The organism is Tenacibaculum pelagium (assembly GCF_014062345.1).
GTDB classification, from domain to species: Bacteria; Bacteroidota; Bacteroidia; order Flavobacteriales; family Flavobacteriaceae; genus Polaribacter; species Polaribacter pelagius.
Genome location: NZ_JACGLS010000004.1, coordinates 63,696 through 81,517 on the forward strand (window position 1 = coordinate 63,696; position 17,822 = coordinate 81,517).

The 17,822-nt window shown below is 29.9% G+C and carries 18 protein-coding genes; 12 read left to right on the forward strand and 6 right to left on the reverse strand.

Annotation, left to right across the window (positions count from 1 at the left end):
* Positions 1 to 89: 89 nt before the first annotated feature.
* Entirely contained in the window at positions 90 to 1,031 is a 942-nt protein-coding gene (locus H3Z83_RS09275; protein WP_182125210.1) for an ABC transporter ATP-binding protein, read from the forward strand.
* Between the two features lie 167 nt (positions 1,032 to 1,198).
* Here the strand turns inward: H3Z83_RS09275 and H3Z83_RS09280 are convergent, their stop codons facing one another.
* Complete coding sequence (locus H3Z83_RS09280) at positions 1,199 to 1,648, reverse strand: GreA/GreB family elongation factor (RefSeq protein WP_182125211.1); 450 nt, start codon at positions 1,646 to 1,648, stop codon at positions 1,199 to 1,201.
* On the reverse strand, positions 1,639 to 2,751 hold the full coding sequence (locus H3Z83_RS09285) for an NAD(P)/FAD-dependent oxidoreductase (protein ID WP_182125432.1): 1,113 nt from the start codon (positions 2,749 to 2,751) through the stop codon (positions 1,639 to 1,641). Before H3Z83_RS09285 ends, H3Z83_RS09280 begins: the two co-directional genes overlap by 10 nt.
* A gap of 167 nt (positions 2,752 to 2,918) precedes the next feature.
* Between H3Z83_RS09285 and H3Z83_RS09290 the strand changes: the two genes are divergently transcribed.
* From H3Z83_RS09290 to H3Z83_RS09300, 3 genes are all read left to right on the forward strand, one after another.
* A complete protein-coding gene (locus H3Z83_RS09290; RefSeq protein WP_182125212.1) occupies positions 2,919 to 3,407 on the forward strand; it encodes a hypothetical protein in 489 nt (162 codons plus the stop codon).
* 82 nt (positions 3,408 to 3,489) lie between these two features.
* Positions 3,490 to 4,413, forward strand: a complete 924-nt coding sequence (locus H3Z83_RS09295; protein WP_182125213.1) for a hypothetical protein — start codon at positions 3,490 to 3,492, stop codon at positions 4,411 to 4,413.
* A gap of 160 nt (positions 4,414 to 4,573) precedes the next feature.
* Positions 4,574 to 5,713 (forward strand): ATP-binding protein, encoded by a 1,140-nt coding sequence (locus tag H3Z83_RS09300; RefSeq protein ID WP_182125214.1) that lies wholly within the window; start codon positions 4,574 to 4,576, stop codon positions 5,711 to 5,713.
* Between the two features lie 123 nt (positions 5,714 to 5,836).
* Here H3Z83_RS09300 and H3Z83_RS09305 read toward each other — a convergent pair whose 3' ends face one another.
* On the reverse strand, positions 5,837 to 6,400 hold the full coding sequence (locus H3Z83_RS09305) for a hypothetical protein (RefSeq protein ID WP_182125215.1): 564 nt from the start codon (positions 6,398 to 6,400) through the stop codon (positions 5,837 to 5,839).
* Positions 6,401 to 6,423: 23 nt separating this feature from the next.
* Positions 6,424 to 7,371 (reverse strand): OmpA family protein, encoded by a 948-nt coding sequence (locus H3Z83_RS09310; RefSeq protein ID WP_182125216.1) that lies wholly within the window; start codon positions 7,369 to 7,371, stop codon positions 6,424 to 6,426.
* 185 nt (positions 7,372 to 7,556) lie between these two features.
* On the opposite strand from H3Z83_RS09310, the gene H3Z83_RS09315 reads away from it, so the two are divergent.
* Positions 7,557 to 7,937, forward strand: a complete 381-nt coding sequence (locus H3Z83_RS09315) for an ankyrin repeat domain-containing protein (protein ID WP_220455462.1) — start codon at positions 7,557 to 7,559, stop codon at positions 7,935 to 7,937.
* Between the two features lie 78 nt (positions 7,938 to 8,015).
* On the opposite strand, the gene amaB is transcribed toward H3Z83_RS09315, so the two are convergent.
* Positions 8,016 to 9,557 (reverse strand): L-piperidine-6-carboxylate dehydrogenase, encoded by a 1,542-nt coding sequence (amaB, locus tag H3Z83_RS09320; protein ID WP_182125217.1) that lies wholly within the window; start codon positions 9,555 to 9,557, stop codon positions 8,016 to 8,018.
* A 142-nt stretch (positions 9,558 to 9,699) separates the two neighbouring features.
* Between amaB and H3Z83_RS09325 the strand changes: the two genes are divergently transcribed.
* The 7 genes from H3Z83_RS09325 (at position 9,700) to H3Z83_RS09355 (ending at position 16,494) form a co-directional block, all read left to right on the forward strand.
* A complete protein-coding gene (locus H3Z83_RS09325; RefSeq protein ID WP_182125218.1) occupies positions 9,700 to 10,674 on the forward strand; it encodes a LuxE/PaaK family acyltransferase in 975 nt (324 codons plus the stop codon).
* Positions 10,675 to 10,731: 57 nt separating this feature from the next.
* Positions 10,732 to 12,018, forward strand: a complete 1,287-nt coding sequence (locus tag H3Z83_RS09330; protein WP_182125219.1) for a D-arabinono-1,4-lactone oxidase — start codon at positions 10,732 to 10,734, stop codon at positions 12,016 to 12,018.
* Positions 12,019 to 13,197 carry an alanine racemase gene (locus tag H3Z83_RS09335; RefSeq protein WP_182125220.1) on the forward strand — a complete coding sequence of 393 codons (1,179 nt, stop codon included), beginning with the start codon at positions 12,019 to 12,021 and terminating at the stop codon, positions 13,195 to 13,197.
* Positions 13,198 to 13,244: 47 nt separating this feature from the next.
* The gene (locus H3Z83_RS09340) at positions 13,245 to 13,694 is read left to right on the forward strand and encodes a YHS domain-containing (seleno)protein (RefSeq protein WP_182125221.1); all 450 of its coding nucleotides are present in this window, start codon (positions 13,245 to 13,247) and stop codon (positions 13,692 to 13,694) included.
* Positions 13,695 to 13,697: 3 nt separating this feature from the next.
* The gene (locus tag H3Z83_RS09345) at positions 13,698 to 14,132 is read left to right on the forward strand and encodes a YHS domain-containing (seleno)protein (protein ID WP_182125222.1); all 435 of its coding nucleotides are present in this window, start codon (positions 13,698 to 13,700) and stop codon (positions 14,130 to 14,132) included.
* 110 nt (positions 14,133 to 14,242) lie between these two features.
* Positions 14,243 to 15,889: a glycerol-3-phosphate dehydrogenase/oxidase gene (locus H3Z83_RS09350; RefSeq protein ID WP_182125223.1), complete on the forward strand. Its 1,647-nt coding sequence runs from the start codon at positions 14,243 to 14,245 to the stop codon at positions 15,887 to 15,889.
* Positions 15,890 to 15,993: 104 nt separating this feature from the next.
* Positions 15,994 to 16,494, forward strand: a complete 501-nt coding sequence (locus tag H3Z83_RS09355; protein ID WP_182125224.1) for a hypothetical protein — start codon at positions 15,994 to 15,996, stop codon at positions 16,492 to 16,494.
* Positions 16,495 to 16,550: 56 nt separating this feature from the next.
* On the opposite strand, the gene H3Z83_RS09360 is transcribed toward H3Z83_RS09355, so the two are convergent.
* Positions 16,551 to 17,819, reverse strand: coding sequence for an MFS transporter (locus H3Z83_RS09360; protein ID WP_182125225.1), 1,269 nt, complete (start codon positions 17,817 to 17,819; stop codon positions 16,551 to 16,553).
* Positions 17,820 to 17,822 lie beyond the last annotated feature (3 nt).

The following is a 17,822-nucleotide window of genomic DNA, read 5'->3' on the forward strand; positions in this document are numbered from 1 at the left end:
TGCGTAAGTAGTGATAAATAAATTAAAACCGATGCAGAAATGTGTCGGTTTTTTTTATTGAATAAATAGTAAGGTATACTTTTGTACTTATGCTACAAGTAAACAACATATCATTTACATATCCGTCTAAAGAGAAAACCTTAGAAAACATAAACTTCACTCTTAAAAAAGGAGAACATTTATGTGTAATGGGAGAAAGTGGTTGTGGTAAATCTACTTTACTAAAAGCTATTTATGGATTATTGGATTTAGATAGTGGATCATTATTTTGGAACGAAACAGAAATATTAGGTCCTGCGCATCATTTAGTGCCAGGAATGGACTTTTTTAAATATGTAGCACAAGATTTCGATTTAATGCCATTTACATCGGTAAGTGAAAATATTAAAAAATTCCTATCTCGATTTTACCCCAAAGAAGCTGATGAGCGAACTCAAGAATTATTAGAAGTAATTGAAATGACTGAGTTTGCTAACATAAAAGTAAAAAACTTAAGTGGCGGACAACAACAACGTGTTGCCATTGCTAGAGCTTTAGCTAAAGAGCCTGAATTATTATTATTGGATGAACCTTTTAGTCAGATAGATAACTTTAAAAAAAACTCGTTAAGAAGGAATTTATTTAGTTATTTAAAAGAAAAAAACATCGCTTGTATTGTCGCTACTCACGATGGGGATGACGCCCTTTCGTTTGCTGATCAAATGATTATTATAAAAAACCATAAAATCACTGCTAATAATACACCTTCCAACCTGTACAAAAATCCAAAAGAAAAATATATTGCTTCTTTATTTGATGATGTGAATGAAATTACAATTAATAATGAAACAATACTTTTATACCCTCATCAAATACAAATAGTAGAAAATTCAGATTTAAAAGCAACTGTTATAAAAACATACTTTAAAGGGCATTATTGGTTGATAGAGGTTAATTTTAAGAACCAGTCTGTTTTTGTATCTCATCGTCAAAATATTGACATAAAAAAAACAGTTTCGCTAAGAGTTAACGAAACTGTTTTAAACCTTTAATAACTATCTCAAAATTATTACTCTAATTTTTCTTTTTCTAGAAAAATACACTCCTACCTATTTAAACACCAAATAAGGTAAAAGTGTATTATAAATTTCCTTTTTCTTGAAGGGTAACAACTTTTCCAAAACTATAACCGTTTAAAAAAGCTTTACCCTACCTTAAATTAAAAAATTTCTTTAATTTTTTGTTTAGCTCCATTAAAAACTACTGTTTCATCCTCTTTTTTACCTAATAATAACCTTCCTATTGGTGAAGAAATAGAAACTGAAAAGTATTGTTTATCATCTACTATTAACTGTCCGGAGCTAATACTCAAAAAATAAGAAGCTTTGTCTGTTACTACCACACTACCTAAATGAGCAATCTTTGATTTTTTTGAAATATCAATTCTAGTTAAAACTTCTTTCATTTGAGTTATTCCTTGCAATTGTTGGCCAGCTTTTTCCATTTCTAATTGCAACATTGCCCTACCTGTTTCATGCTTATCACCAGCAGAACTCTTTGTTTCTGATTGCAATGCTTTTTGATTAGAAGATATTATTTCTTCAACTGTTTGTAATCGCTTATTAACATAATCAACACATTGTTGATACAAATTTTCTTTTATTTCCATGTTAACTCTGCTAATTCTTTTCCTACCAAACTACCTATTGCAACTCCCATTCCTCCTAACCTAACTCCGCAAAATATGTTATTCGATATTTGTTTTACAATTGCTTTTTTCAGATTTCCAACCCCCATAATTCCGCTCCATCGATGTTCTATTTCGAAATTAGTATTTGGTAAAATAGTGGTTCTTAAAATTTCTTCTAATTTATTTTGAATAAGTATTGTTTCACCAAATTCTGAAGTTTCTTCGGTTTTAAAATCAAGATTTCTACCTCCACCAAATAAAATTCGATTATCAATATTTCTAAAATAATAATACCCTTTATCTAAATGAAAAGTTCCTTTTATATGAAGATTTTCAATCGGCTTTGTTATTAAAACTTGTGCTCTTGCTGGCACAACTTCTTCATCTAATAGCTGATTAGCAAAACCATTTGTAGCAATACATAACTGTTTCGTAGAAAATTCTATTTTATCTGTTTTAATAATAACCTTATTATTCTGTTCTGTAAAACTTTCTACTTTAATATTATTAATGATTTTAATTCCTGAAGATTGAACTAACTCTAGTAAACTAGCAGCCATTTTTCCGGTATCAATCTGTCCTTCAAATTGATTTGTAATATAATTTTGATATATGTTTTTAAAATCAAAAACGTTTTCATCAACTGTAAAAACATCCGATTTAAATAGTGGTTTTAATAAGTTATTAATTTCATTTTTTCGATTGATACATTCTTCATAGAATTCAGAGTCTTGAAATAATTCATAGCCTTTGTTTTGTTGAAAATCGATTTTTTTATCCCCTAACGTTTTTCGTAATAACTGTAGTCCTTCCCAGCGTTTTTTTACTAAACCAAAAACCTCTTCTTCAGTATGAGATTTAAGATCATCAATTAATTCTGATAAACTTCCAAAACATGCAAAACCTGCATTTTTAGTACTTGCTCCTTGTGGTAAAATTCCTTTTTCTAAAATTATAATTTTAGCTTTTGGATATTTATTTTTTAATGCTAAAGCACAGTTTAACCCAACAATTCCGCTACCAACAACCGTAAAATCTACGTTGGAAAACCACTCTTTTAATTCCCAATAACTATAATTCAACATCTTATAAAATCAACAATATTATACCCAAGATACATGGTATATTAACGAAAAATATTCTTATCTAGTAGTTAGTTTAAAGTTTTGACTATCGCTTTGCGATTAAATATATTTGTATCTTGGCACACTACTTGAATATTTAAAATTAAACAATAAAAAGCAATACTATGAAATTATTCGGAATCTTAATTTTAGCTCTTAGTTTTTCTCAATGTGCTAGTATGAAAATGGATACACAACCTCCTTTTAAAGTAGAAAACGCAAGTTACTCTCATATTACTGGAGGACAACCAGGAAATAGTGTTTTAAATTTAATGATTGAAATTACTACTCCAGAAACTGTTGATTTTAAAAACGTGTACTTTCAAAATAGAATAACACCTGCAGTAATTGAAGAAAAAGGTGGAAAGCAATATATTGCTGCACGCTATAAAACCTCAACTGATCAAGAAAGAAAAGATTTAGTTTTAAGTTCTGATGCTAAAGCTGAGTTTGGAAATACTGCTAATGAAACAAAAGAAAAATTTCCTTTTGAGTTAGAAGAAAACGAAGCTGTGGTTAGCTATAAAGTAGGCGAGAAAATTCATTACTATAAAATTAAAAATGTAAAAAAAGAGAAACAGGTTTTTATGCCCATGGCAAAACCTCAAAACTAACTAAAACACCTCATTTTGAGGTGTTTTTTGTTTTTGGCACGTATTTTGAATTTTACTAAGCATAACCATAAAATTAATGCTTATGAAACGTTTAAAATTACTATTCTTATTTGTTACAGCCAGTTTAACATTAACATCATGTGTTGTACAAAACGACTTAATTGACGACAATGCCTTTGCATTAAACGAATATGTGTCTAGTTACGACTTATGGTATATAGATTATCATAGAACAACCGGTTCGGGCGATGTTCCTTTTTTATCAAAAGCATTTACAGTATCTTTTCTTAACGGCACCATGTATGCAAACAATAATATTGTAGACATTGGTAGAACAGGAAACGGATTAGGAATTGCTGTTGGAAATTATAATACTTACGGAACCGTTTTAGAAACTCGTCATGATTTAGATGGTCGCTATGATTTTGATGTAGTTCAATTAGCTGGTAATGAAATTAGAATCGATGACTTATCACAAAATGTAAGTTATTATTTAATAGGATACCAAAGAAACAATTTTGATTACGATAAATTGTTTTATGAAAATATCGAATACTTTTTACAAGAGTTTGTAGCTTGGGAAAGAACAGACAGAGTAGGAGGAATTACAAATGCTTTTGATGATGAACACTTTTTACAATTTACACCAGAAAATGATGTAACATTTAAATCATCGCATGATCCATTTGGCACGAATATTGATTATATTAATTGGGACTATATTGGTGGATATGAAGTAGCCAATATTGCAGGGTATGAAGACCTAAAACGTTTAACACTTTTTTATGATGGAGGTGATACTGAAAGATTTGAATTAAGCGTTATAAATGATGAAACGATTGAATTGTTCCATTTAAGTTCTGAAAGAACGTACACTTTTTCTGGTAGAGGATTTGTACAATATTTAAAAACCAAAGGTAAGAGCACTACTAAGCCAGCTGTAAGGAATAGCGGCAGAAAACGTACTAAAATACAACGTAAAACAGTTGTTAAAGAAAATATTTAAAATAAAGTTTGGTTAGTTGATTTTTGGTTGGTGTAGTAGCCAACTAAAAGGAACCGCCCCCTACAAGGGGCGGTTTTTCTATTTATAAACTTTACGTTAAGTATTCTTTTTCTTTTCGAAAAAAACATACTTTTAAATATCTTTATAAAAAAGCTATCTTTTGATTAATAAACGTTTACTTATTAAAAATCTACTTTCTCATAATGATGAGAATAGCTTTTTCGATAAAAAACAAAAGCTCTCTTTAAACACAAAAGAAGGAAAAGCAAAATTTATAAAACACGTTTGCGCATTATCTAACTCTAACCCAAATAACAATTCGTATATAGTTATCGGTATTGAAGATGAAGAAAATAAAATTATTGGCGTTGATTTTTACGATGATAGTAAAATTCAAAATCTAATAAATGCTTATTTAAAAAACCCACCGAAAATAGAATATGCAAATGTTCCTTTTCCTCGTTTGCCGCGACATAAAGTAATAGGTTTAGTAACTATTTATCCTAATAATTCAATTACTTCATTAGTTAAGAATAATTGGAAATATAAAAAAGGAATGGTGTTTTTTCGTAGAGGGAGCAACTCAATGCCTGGTGAAGGTAATTTTACCTTAAAAGATGTAAATAGTACAATTGTAGAAGCTATTGAAAAAAATGCTAGCAATAATATTAAACTTACACTAGATGGGGTTTTCGACTTTATAAATAATCATAAACCCGAATACAATCCGCAATACAAAGTTTTTTACGAACAGTTTGTATTATGTTGGGCTGGAAAAAAGAAAGTTATTAGAAATAAAGAGTTTTTAACTCGGGTTGATATTGAATTGATAAACGAACAAGTACGGTTATTTTATTCATCATTAGATGATGTTCAAATAAGTTATAATGAGCAGTCGTTTATTATTACCGAATATATCTTATTAGGAATTGATAAAACTGAAAAGCACTATCCGTTAGAAAAAACAATTATTCATTTTAAAGATAATGGTAAACACGATATTATTACTGAATTTTTGTTTGAAGCTCCAGTATATGATGCTACTATTTTAAAACATATTTACGACAATAATAATAGTATTATCTCTAAAATAGAACAGAATAAAGCACTTTCTGTAACAGAACATGAAGATGTATATAAATTACCCACCTCCTATTTAATTTGCTATTTAAATGGATTTATTGAAGCTGCTGAACAATTAAGAAAAGCAAAAATATATATTAAAAACTTAGAGGATAAAACTACGTATATAAAATATAAAGAAGCAATGCGTGTACTACGTAAAGTAAAGTATAACTAACCATACTACTCCCTCCCAACTTCATAGAGGTATAGGGTTATTTGTATATTGGAAACCAAAATAATTAAACATAAAAAAACCTCACACTTTGTGAGGTTTTTTTATGTTTAATTAGATGAGAATTTATTTTCCTCCGTCTAATTCATCTTGCCATTTTTTTAAATCGCTCCACTTACCTTCGTAAGCTAATTTTGCTTGTTGTGGCCATGTAGCAGGTTTGTGAATTCGATAACGATCTCCTCCACTGTTTAATACTTCTTGACATTTTTCAACAGATGTTTCTCCTAAATCTTTCCAGGTTTTAATATCAAAATTATGGAATAGTCCTTCTATTTTTGGCCCTATTCCTTCAACAATCTTTAAATCATTTTCTTTAATTTTTTTACCAAATGCAGCTTTGGCGGCAACAGCATCAAAAGGAATTAATGTTGCAGCTGCTCCTGCGAAAGAGGATGCCATTCCTAAATTTGACTTAGCTGATTTTAAATCTGATTCTAAGTTTATTTTATTCTTATTACAAGCTTCTAAATCTGCTTCTAATCGAGCTACTTTATTTTTCCACACATCTATATCTTCATTGTTATTTCCACCTCCTAAAAGTCTTCCTAATAAGTATCCTAATAATGCGCAAATTGCTCCGACTAATAATGGTATTAACCAACATGGTATCATTGCTAATAAATTCATAATCTATATTTTTTAAGTTTGTTTTAGTTTATTGTTACTACTATTCTTCTGTTTTTTGCTTTACCTTCTTCAGTTGCATTATCAGCAATCGGTTCGTTTTGTCCTTTTGAAGAGGTTTCTATATTTTCTTGTAAAATTCCGTTACGAATTAAGTAGTCTTTTACAAAATCTGCACGCTTTTGGCCTAACTGTAAGTTTGTATCAGCATTACCTGTATTATCGGTATGACCAACAACTTGAATTGTTAAACCAAGCTTATCTACACAACGAGATATATTAGCAAATTTTTGGCGTTGCTCTGTTGTTAAATTAATATGAGCTGATCCTGTTTTAAAATAAAGCATTAGTGGGCTTTCTTTAATTGCTTCGCAAGCAGGTTTTAATGCTTCATCATTCGCAGCAGATGCTTCTGTTCTTGTAAAAACATCAAAAGCTAAAGGGCCAAATAAAACACCGCTTTCATCAGCATGCATATCATCTTTCAATTCTCCGAAAGTATTAATTAACCTAGATGATATTCCTTGAGATACCATGTGGTTTTTTACTGAATTAGCTCTTGCTAACCCTAAGTTTGGAAAAGCAGAATTATTCGTTTCATCACTTTTATAATATCCGATAATATTAAATCGTTTATCTCCATTAGAATCAAGATATTCTTTAATTTTTAAAATTCCGTTATTCAGATTTCCTGAAATAGAATCGCGAATACTAAAACTAGATTCTTTAAAATTAAAGTTTTCATCAGTAGAAAAAGTGAAATTTCCATTTACATCTTTTATGCTAAATGGAATAAATGTTGGTTTTTTTACATTAGGTTTTCCTAAATCATCTTTAACAACTTCTTTAAGGGTTTCTTTTGCTTTGCAACCTTGTTTTTCACAACAAATATTACAGCATAGATACCAATACAACAAGCTACCAATAATAATAGTTAGTACGATACCTAATAAATAAGTTGACTTTTTACTCATTTGTTAGTTATTTAATTAGTTGATTGTGAATTTATTAAAAAAATAACAAATAGAATAATTAATTTTTTAAGAGGCTTTTAAGAAGTTTTCTTAAACTTCTGTTAACTCTCATTTTTTTGTGAAACGTTTTTTTATATCTGGCGTCTCTTAGACATAAACCTAATCTTAAAATAAAACTCAATATTATGAAAAAATTAATCTTTACTGCATTTGCAATCGTTTTATCATTTGGAACTATTAACGCTTCTTCTTTAGAACACGGAGCTCCAGCAACCACAATTGAATACCCTAATGTTAGTACTTTTTGTAAGTTAATAACGGCTGGTAATTATGACGCTGTAAAAGCTATGATTGAAAATGGTACTAATATTAATAGAAAATCTACAGGGCTAACTCCTTTAATGTTTGCTGCTAGATATAATAAAGTAGAAATTGTTAAACTTTTAATTAGTAAAGGAGCTAAATTAAAAGTAAAATCTGAAAGAGGATATACTGCACTACAGTATGCAAAAATGTCTAAAGCTCATGAGTCTTTTAAAGTTATTAAAGCTGCTTTAGATAAATAAAACCAATCTTTTTATAAAAACAAAAAGTCACATCTTATCGATGTGACTTTTTTATTATTTATATACTAAAAAAGTATTCTATAAATCGAATTTAATTCCTTGAGCTAATGGTAACTCATCAGAATAATTAACTGTATTTGTTTGTCTACGCATGTATACCTTCCAAGCATCAGATCCAGACTCACGTCCACCACCAGTTTCTTTTTCACCTCCAAAAGCGCCACCAATCTCAGCACCAGAAGTACCAATATTTACGTTAGCAATACCACAATCAGATCCTGCGAATGATAAGAATTTTTCAGCTTCTTTCATTTCGTTGGTCATGATAGAAGAAGATAATCCTTGAGCAACACCATTTTGTAATTCGATAGCGTTTTCTACTTCACCAGAATACTTCATTAAGTATAAGATTGGAGCAAATGTTTCATGCTGTACAATTTCAAAGTGATTTTCAGCTTCGATAATAGCTGGCTTTACGTAGCATCCTGATTCATATCCTTCTCCTTCTAAAACTCCACCTTCTACTAATACTTTACCACCTTCAGCTTTTGCTTTTTCAATAGCAGCTAAATACGTATTTACAGCATCAGTATCAATTAATGGACCAACGTGATTATTTTCATCTAAAGGATTTCCAATTTTAATCTGTCCGTAGGCTCCTACAATAGCATCTTTTACTGTATCATAAACAGATTCGTGAATGATTAAACGACGTGTAGAAGTACAACGCTGACCAGCAGTACCAACAGCACCAAATACAGCACCAGGAACTACCACTTTTAAATCAGCAGTTGGTGTAATAATAATTGCGTTGTTACCACCTAATTCTAATAAAGACTTACCAAAACGTTCAGCAACTGTTGCTCCAACAATTCTTCCCATACGAGTAGAACCTGTAGCAGATACTAAAGGAATACGAGTATCTGTAGTAATATATTCACCTACTTTATAATCTCCATTAACAATACAAGAAATACCTTCTGGTAAATCGTTTGCTTTTAAAACATCAGCAATTATATTCTGACAAGCAACTGAACATAAAGGAGCTTTTTCTGATCCTTTCCATACACATACATCACCACAAATCCAAGCTAAAGCTGTATTCCAAGCCCAAACTGCTACCGGAAAGTTAAATGCAGAAATGATACCAACAACACCAATTGGGTGCCACTGCTCTCTCATTACGTGTCCTGGTCTTTCAGATGGAATTACTTGTCCGTTTAGCTGACGAGATAAACCAACAGCAAAATCACAGATGTCGATCATTTCTTGAACTTCACCTAAACCTTCTTGATAAGATTTACCCATTTCGTAAGAAACTAACTTACCTAATGGCTCTTTAAGTTCTCTTAATTTGTTTCCAAACTGACGAACAATTTCTCCTCTTTGTGGAGCTGGCATTGTTCTAAAAGATTTAAAAGCAGTTGTTGCTGCTTCCATCACTTTTTCGTAATCTTCTCTGGTAGTTGTTTTAACTTTACCGATTAATTTACCATCTACTGGTGAATATGATTCGATAATTTCACCACTAGAAAAATTGTTTGAACCTGTTGAAGTTCCATCATTTATGTCGCTTAACCCTAATTGAGCTAATGCTTTATCCATTCCAAAATCTACCATTTTGTATTGTAATTTTAGTTGTTTAAAATAAAGTGCAAAAGTAGGAATAATTTTACACTTATATAAATTGAACAATTCTAAAGATTTTGTTTAAAATTAAACAAGAATTGAATCGTTTATAATACTATTTTTGTAAAAGTTTATGAAAGAACAGGTTTTTAACATACAATCTCAAGAAGATTTTACAACGACTGCTTTAGCAGTTTTTAAACATCAGTTTAACAATAATAAAGTATATCGCTCTTTTTGTGATTTATTATATATCCACCCTTCTGATGTTCAAAAGGTTGAACAAATTCCTTTTTTACCTATTCAGTTTTTTAAAACTAAAAACGTTCTTTCATCAACGGATGAAATTCAAGAAACATTTACGAGTTCTGGAACTACAGGAAGCTTAACTAGTAAACATTTAGTCACTGATTTATCTTGGTATGAAACTAGTTATTTAAACGGGTTCAAACATTTTTACGGAGATATTGAAGACTATGTTGTACTTGCTTTATTGCCTAATTACCTAGAACGTAAAGGTTCTTCCTTAGTTTACATGGTTGATGATTTGATAAAAAAATCTAAACAACCTGAAAGTGGATTTTATCTAAACAATTTAGCTGAACTTGCTAAAAAATTAATAGAGTTAGATAAAAAAGGGCAAAAAGTATTATTAATCGGAGTTTCTTTTGCTTTGTTAGATTTGATTGAAACCTATCAATTCAACCTAAGAAACACCATTATTATGGAAACTGGTGGTATGAAAGGTAGAAGAAAAGAACTCATCCGTAATGAACTTCACGCAATATTATCACAAGGATTTGGTGTTACCGAAATTCATTCTGAATATGGTATGACAGAATTGTTAAGCCAAGGATATTCTAATGGAAATGGTGTTTTTAACTGTCCGCCTTGGATGCAAGTTCTTACTCGTGATACTGAAGATGCTTTAACTGTTCAATCTTCTGGAAAATCTGGTGGTATAAATGTCATTGATCTTGCCAATTATAACTCTTGTTCATTTATTGCTACTCAAGATTTAGGAAAAGTATTTACTGATAATAGTTTCGAAATTATTGGTCGCTTCGATAATTCTGATATTCGTGGGTGTAACTTAATGGTTTTATAATTCTTTTTGTTTTTTACTATCTTACCTAACTATTAACTCATACTTAGTTAAAGTAATATGAAAAATTGGGCTGAGAACGTAGAATGGAACCCATCAGAAATAGCGTATCCAACTTCAGAAAAAGAAATTCAACAACTTGTTTTAAAAGCTATTAACTCAAATAAAAAAATCCGTGTAATTGGATCTGGTCATTCATTTACATCACTTTGTAGTACGAATCATATTTTAATAAACTTAGATAATTATCAAGGAACAATTGTAATAAATAAAGAAAAAAATCAAGCCACCGTTAAAGCTGGAACGAAATTATCACTTCTAGGAGAATTACTATTTAAAGAAGGACTCGCTATGGAAAATATGGGCGATATAAACGTTCAATCTTTAGCAGGTGCAATAAGTACAGGAACACATGGAACTGGGGTTGATTTAAAGTCAATAAGTAATCAAGTTATTGCTTTAAAATTTATTAATGGGAAAGGAGAAGTTATTGAGTGCTCAACCACCAAAAATATTGAGTTATTTAAAGCCGCACAAGTTTCATTAGGGTGTTTGGGTATTATTACTGAAATAACCTTGCAATGCGTACCAGCTTATAAATTAAAACTTCAAAACAAAAAAGAAAAATTAAGCGATGTTCTAGCAACACTTGATCAACGAAATAATGAAAATAGAAATTTTGAGTATTACTGGATTCCTTATACAAATACAGCTTGGACAAAAACATCGAATATTGTAGAAGATTCTGAACCTGATAAGGTGAATTTTTTTAATTATTGGACCGAGTATGTTTTAGAAAATTATGTGTTTAAATTATTTTGCGAATACGCTCGAATGTTTCCTTCTCAAAACAAAACAGTAGCAAATATTACAGCAGCAAGTATTAGTAACGTTAAAAAAGTATATCACAGTCATAAAGTATATGCTACACAGCGTTTAGTAAAGTTTCATGAAATGGAATACAATGTTCCTGCTGAAACTTATCAAGATGTTTTTAAAGACATTAAAAAAATAGTGAATTCAAAAAAGTTTAATATTCATTTTCCTATCGAAAACCGTTGGGTAAAAGGAGACGATGTGTATATGAGTCCTGCTTATAACAGAGATTCAGCCTATATTGCTTGTCATGTTTACAATAAAAAAGAAAGTAAAGCATATTTTGCTGCTTTAGAAGAAATCTTTAAAGCTTATGATGGTCGTCCTCATTGGGGAAAGATGAACACTTTTACAACACAAGATGTTATAAACTCTTACCCAAAATTTCAAGATTTTATGACCTTTAGAAAAGAACACGACCCACAAAATATATTTGTAAATCCGTATATTCAAAACTTATTCGGGATTTAAATGGATACGTATTTTAATAATCTAAATCAACAGCTTAAAAACCATCAAAGAGCAATTCCTTGTTTGTTGATAGATTTAGATATTTTAGATGAGAATATTGAAAAAACACAACTAAATTTAAGTACAAATACAAATCTTAGAATTGTTGTAAAATCATTGCCTTCAGTAGAATTAATCGATTATATTTTACAAAAAACAAATACTAGTAAGTTGATGGTTTTTCATCAACCTTTTTTAACAGATTTAGCTTCTCGATTAAATAATCAAAAAGATATTTTGTTAGGTAAACCCATGCCTATAAAAACTGCTGAATATTTTTATAATAATCTACCTCAACAAAACAACGGTTTTAATCCATTCACACAAATTCAATGGTTGGTAGATACTCAAAAACGTATTGAAGAATATATTGATTTGGCAAAAAAACTACATCAAAAAATTCGTTTAAATATTGAGATTAATGTTGGTTTACATCGTGGTGGATTTTCTTCTTTAAAAGATTTAGAAAAAGGGCTACAACTTATTCAAAAAAATAAAGAGTTTGTTGAGTTTTCAGGGTTTATGGGATATGATCCACATGTTGTAAAGCTTCCAAAAATAATTAGATCAGAAAAAAAAGCCTTTAAACTTGCTAATCAATTTTATAAAAATTGTAAAGATTTAGTAAAAAATGATTTTCCTTCTTTATGGAAAGAAAACTTAACTTTTAACGGAGCAGGAAGTCCAACTTTAAACTTACACAAAACAACAAAATCTCCTGTTAATGATGTATCAATAGGATCTTGTTTTGTAAAACCTACAACATTCGATATTCCTCCTTTAAAAGAATACAAACCTTCTGCTTTTATTGCAACACCTGTTTTAAAAAAGTTTAAAAACACTACTATTCCTGGGCTCGAAAAATTTAAATTCCTTTTTAAGCAACAATCAATTTTTATTTATGGCGGTTTTTGGAAAGCAGATTATTACTACCCTAAAAATATAAAAGAGAATAAATTATTTGGTAATTCTACCAATCAATCCCTCTTAAATATTTCAAATAAAACTAGTTTAGAAATAGATGATTTTGTCTTTTTAAGACCTCATCAAAGTGAGTTTGTTTTTTTACAATTCGGTGAAATTCTTCCTATTAGAAAAGGTGAAATTCAAAAGCCATGGCAATTATTAAAAAATAAATAATGTAATGATTGTTTATTTTCATCGACTACAACTAAAATTCAAAAACGATGAAACAACTTTTTACCCTTCTATTATTAACAGTTTCAACTGTTTTAGTAGCTCAAAAAACAGATTATAATACTAAAAAAGGATATGTTGCCGAGGGCTATGATGTCGTTTCTTACTTTGTAAATGGTAAGCCTTTAGAAGGAACAAAAAAGTTCCAAACTAATTACGACGGTACTAAATTCAAATTCTCTTCAGAAAAAAACTTAAATCTTTTTAAAGAAGATCCAACAAAATACATTCCTCAATACGGTGGTTATTGTGCTTATGCAGTAGCAGAAAAGAAAAAGAAAATGTACATAGACCCTGAAGTGTATGAAATTCGTGATGGAAAATTATATCTTTTTTATAGTTCTTGGATTGGTAGTAAACTTGGTGATTGGCAAGAAGGTGATGTTAAGAAAAGACAAATGAAAGGAGATAAAAACTGGGAAAAACTAAAACATAAATAGTACATGAAGAATTTATGGATTTTATTATTCCTTATTTCAACAACATCTTTTGCTCAACAGTATAATATAAAAAAAGGGGCCGTTGCTAATGGATACGATGTAGTGGCGTATTTTAACAATAAGGCAACTAAAGGAAGTAAAGAGTTTTCAACTAAATATGATGGTGTAACTTTTCGTTTCTCAACTCAAGATAATAAAAATACTTTTAATAAGAACCCTAAAAAATACATTCCTGAATATGGCGGATACTGTGCCTATGCAATTGGTAAAACAGGAGAAAAAGTAAGTATAAACCCTAAAACTTTTGAAATTAGAGATGGAAAGTTGTACTTATTCTACAATTCATGGGGCACAAATACTTTAGAACTTTGGCAAAATGAAGGAGCTGAAAATTTAAAAAAACAAGCTAACAAAAATTGGAAAAAAATAAATCAGTAGTTGATTTATTCGTTGCGGGGGCAACTACAAAGAGCTGATTTATTTCAGCTCTTTTTTTATGCAGTATCACCTCATTTTTATTCTTATTTTTGTTTGATAAAAAGCTACCTATGAACAATTTTTCTTTTTTCAACCGAAAAAACATTCAAAAAGAACTACAAACAACCGATTTTGATATTTTAATTATTGGAGGAGGAATTACAGGTGCAGGTATTGCTTTAGATGCTGCTTCTAGAGGAATGAAAGTAGCTTTAGTTGAAAAAAATGATTTTGCTTCAGGTACTTCAAGTAAATCAACAAAATTAATTCACGGTGGTTTACGTTACTTAAAACAATTCGATTTTTGGTTGGTAAAAGAAGTAGGTACCGAACGTGCAATTGTTCATAAAATAGCGCCGCATTTAGTTATTCCAGAAAAAATGATTTTACCTTTAATCGAAGGCGGAACATACGGATCTTGGTTAACTTCAATTGGTTTAAAAGTATATGATGTTTTAGCCTCGGTAGAAGGAGATGATAAACGTAAAATGTTAGATAAAGAGGAAGCATTACAAAAAGAACCTTTACTACCAGAAAATATTTTAAAAGGAGCTGGTTACTATGCTGAATATCGTACAGATGATGCTCGTTTAACTATTGAAATTTTAAAAACTGCTAGTCAATACGAAGCTCAAATACTTAATTATACAAAAGCAGATGCTTTTATTTATGAAAATAAACGTGTAGTAGGTGCTAAAGTAACTGATGCGTTTACCAACGAAAGTTATGATATTAAAGCAAAGTATGTTGTTAATGCTGCTGGACCTTGGGTTGATGAATTACGTCAAATAAACAACTCTAAAATTGGCAAGCGATTACATTTAACAAAAGGTGTTCACTTAGTGGTACCTCATGAAAAACTACCTGTAAAACAATCGGTGTATTTTGATGTTCCTGATGGACGTATGATGTTTGCCATTCCTCGTGGAAAAGTTACTTATTTCGGTACTACAGATACCAATTTTCAACAAGATAAAAACAAAGTTGAAACAAGTATTGTAGATGCTGCTTATTTGGTAGAAGCTGTAAATAACATGTTTCCTGATATTAATTTAACTATAGGCGATATTCAATCGTCATGGGCAGGTTTACGACCTTTAATTCATGAAGAAGGAAAATCTGCTTCAGAGCTTTCTCGTAAAGATGAAATTTTTGTTTCTGACACTAAACTAATTTCTATTGCTGGTGGTAAATTAACTGGATATCGTAAAATGGCAGAACGTATTGTAGACTTAGTTGCTAAGAAAATGAAGCGCCGTTTTGAGCTAGAATTTGACCCTATTCAAACAGAAGATATCATTTTAGCTGGTGGTCCGTTTCAAAATTATAAATCGGTAAAAATTTATATTAAACAAGTTTATAAAAATTTAAAAAACTACGGGTTTACAAAAACTGATGCTGCTTATTTAGTTCATAATTATGGTAAGCAAACCGATATTGTTTTAGATAAATTTGATGAACTTAAAGATGAGGATAATCAACTACGCTTATTAAAGGCTGAAGTTTGGTTTACTGTTCAACATGAAATGACATGTACTCCAACCGACTTTTTTATGCGTAGAACTGGTCGTTTATTCTTTGACAAACCAAGTGTAGACACCTATAAAACAGCTATTTTAAAAGAGTTTTCTTCTTATTTTAATTGGTCTGAGTCTGAAATTGAAACTCATCAGCAAGAATTAGAAGCTAAAATTAGCTTAACTCTAAATTTTAACTAATCACTATACATTTTTTAATTGTTTGATAGCAAAAGAATTATATCTTTGGCCTCGCTTAAAAAATTACCCCAAGAGGTTCAAGTACAATTAATAATTGATGTAAAATGAGATTAAAACTATTTGTATTTTTATTTGTAATAACCAGTTTTGTAGCTAAAAGCCAAACAAGTAATATTTTATCAGGTTCTGATTATCAAAATATTAAAATAAACAATGTTATTATAACTGATCTTAAGAAAGCTAAAGGGAAAAAAGCTTCAGTTGAAAAACTATTAGGTCCTGCTACTTCTTTTACTAAAGATGAGAATGAGATTTACCATTATTTTAAATTCAATGGTTTATCTGTTGATTTTGTTATGAGAGGTAAACCATATATTGAGTCTTTTGAAATTAACAACAATCAAGCTTCGATTACAATAAAAGGTACAACTGTTACTGTAGGAGATAATATTAGCAAACTTGGTGATGTAGTTTTTATGGTTGCTAGAAATGGTGATAAAAGTATTTTATTTACAGATTGTGAAGACTGTGATAGCTTTGTAAATATTGAATTTGATCAAGGTACAAACGTAATAACTAAGATTAGTTATATGGATATGTCTTAAAGTATAATTTATATAAATAAAAAAGCTGCTTAATGATCATTAAGCAGCTTTTTTTATTACTCTAATTTTTCATGTGCTTCTAAATCTTTAGTCAAATCTAACTTTCTTAATGTAGGGTTTATTATTCCTGTAGTTATTACTGTTAGCAAAGTCATGGTTCCACCAAAAACTACAGCAGCAACTGGTCCTATTAATTTAGCTGCTAAACCACTCTCAAAAGCACCTAATTCGTTAGAAGAACCTACAAACATAGAATTTACCGAAGCTACTCTACCACGCATATCGTCGGGTGTTTTTATTTGTAAAATTGTTTGACGAATAACCATAGAAATTCCATCTGCTGCACCACTAATAAATAAAGCTAAAATGCTAACCCAAAAGATTGAAGAAAGTCCAAAACCTATTATACTCAATCCGAATACAAAAACAGAAATCAACATCTTTATTCCTGTTTTTGTATTAATAGGAATATATGTTGTTATAAACATTGTAATTATACTTCCCATAGAAATTGATGCATTCAAAATTCCAAAACCTTCGGAGCCTACTTTTAAAACATCTTGTGCAAAAATTGATAAAATTGCAACTGTACCTCCAAATAAAACAGCAATCATATCTAAAGTTAAAACACCTAAAATAACCTTGTTTTTAAAAACAAATTCAAGACCTGCTTTTAAACTTTGTTTCATTGGTTCTCCAATTTTTTTATTTAAAATTGGTTTTTTATTTATTAAAAAAGTGAACGCTAAAGAAAACATAACTAAAACAAAAACTAAACAAAGAGTCATATCAACTCCAATCCAGCTTATTAAAAAACCTCCTGAAAGAGCTCCAGATACAGATGCAGTTTTCCATGTACTTGTACTCCATGTTGCTGCATTTTGATAAATGTTTTTAGGAACTATTAAAGCTACTAACGAAAATATTGTTGGTCCAAAAAACGAGCGCAAAAACCCTCCAAAAAAAACTAATGCATAAATTGCATATAAAATTGTATTTGTTGACCAATTTGAAAGTACACTTTCTGTTGTTAATAAAAATAGTCCTAAACTAATTAATGAGAATGCTGCTATACAAATAGCTAATAAATTCCGTTTCTCTTTTTGGTCTACTATATGACCGGCAAATAGTGCCATAGTAAAAGCTGGAATAATTTCCATTAAACCAATAATACCTAATGATAAGGGATCTTTTGTAATTGAATACACTTGCCATTCAATTACAATAAACTGCATAGACCAACCAAAAACTAATAAAAACCTAACTAATAGAAAAATATTAAACTCCTTAATTCGCAAGGATGCGTATGGGTCTTTTTTTTCCATTAA

What these genes read in the sequence shown, in the direction of transcription:
- H3Z83_RS09275 (WP_182125210.1), top strand. Translation starts at nt 90, where the DNA reads ATGCTACAAGTAAACAACATATCATTTACATATCCGTCTAAAGAGAAA.
- H3Z83_RS09280 (WP_182125211.1), bottom strand. Translation starts at nt 1,648, where the DNA reads ATGGAAATAAAAGAAAATTTGTATCAACAATGTGTTGATTATGTTAAT.
- H3Z83_RS09290 (WP_182125212.1), top strand. Translation starts at nt 2,919, where the DNA reads ATGAAATTATTCGGAATCTTAATTTTAGCTCTTAGTTTTTCTCAATGT.
- H3Z83_RS09295 (WP_182125213.1), top strand. Translation starts at nt 3,490, where the DNA reads ATGAAACGTTTAAAATTACTATTCTTATTTGTTACAGCCAGTTTAACA.
- H3Z83_RS09305 (WP_182125215.1), bottom strand. Translation starts at nt 6,400, where the DNA reads ATGAATTTATTAGCAATGATACCATGTTGGTTAATACCATTATTAGTC.
- H3Z83_RS09310 (WP_182125216.1), bottom strand. Translation starts at nt 7,371, where the DNA reads ATGAGTAAAAAGTCAACTTATTTATTAGGTATCGTACTAACTATTATT.
- H3Z83_RS09315 (WP_220455462.1), top strand. Translation starts at nt 7,557, where the DNA reads ATGAAAAAATTAATCTTTACTGCATTTGCAATCGTTTTATCATTTGGA.
- amaB (WP_182125217.1), bottom strand. Translation starts at nt 9,557, where the DNA reads ATGGTAGATTTTGGAATGGATAAAGCATTAGCTCAATTAGGGTTAAGC.
- H3Z83_RS09325 (WP_182125218.1), top strand. Translation starts at nt 9,700, where the DNA reads ATGAAAGAACAGGTTTTTAACATACAATCTCAAGAAGATTTTACAACG.
- H3Z83_RS09330 (WP_182125219.1), top strand. Translation starts at nt 10,732, where the DNA reads ATGAAAAATTGGGCTGAGAACGTAGAATGGAACCCATCAGAAATAGCG.
- H3Z83_RS09335 (WP_182125220.1), top strand. Translation starts at nt 12,019, where the DNA reads ATGGATACGTATTTTAATAATCTAAATCAACAGCTTAAAAACCATCAA.
- H3Z83_RS09340 (WP_182125221.1), top strand. Translation starts at nt 13,245, where the DNA reads ATGAAACAACTTTTTACCCTTCTATTATTAACAGTTTCAACTGTTTTA.
- H3Z83_RS09345 (WP_182125222.1), top strand. Translation starts at nt 13,698, where the DNA reads ATGAAGAATTTATGGATTTTATTATTCCTTATTTCAACAACATCTTTT.
- H3Z83_RS09350 (WP_182125223.1), top strand. Translation starts at nt 14,243, where the DNA reads ATGAACAATTTTTCTTTTTTCAACCGAAAAAACATTCAAAAAGAACTA.
- H3Z83_RS09355 (WP_182125224.1), top strand. Translation starts at nt 15,994, where the DNA reads ATGAGATTAAAACTATTTGTATTTTTATTTGTAATAACCAGTTTTGTA.
- H3Z83_RS09360 (WP_182125225.1), bottom strand. Translation starts at nt 17,819, where the DNA reads ATGGAAAAAAAAGACCCATACGCATCCTTGCGAATTAAGGAGTTTAAT.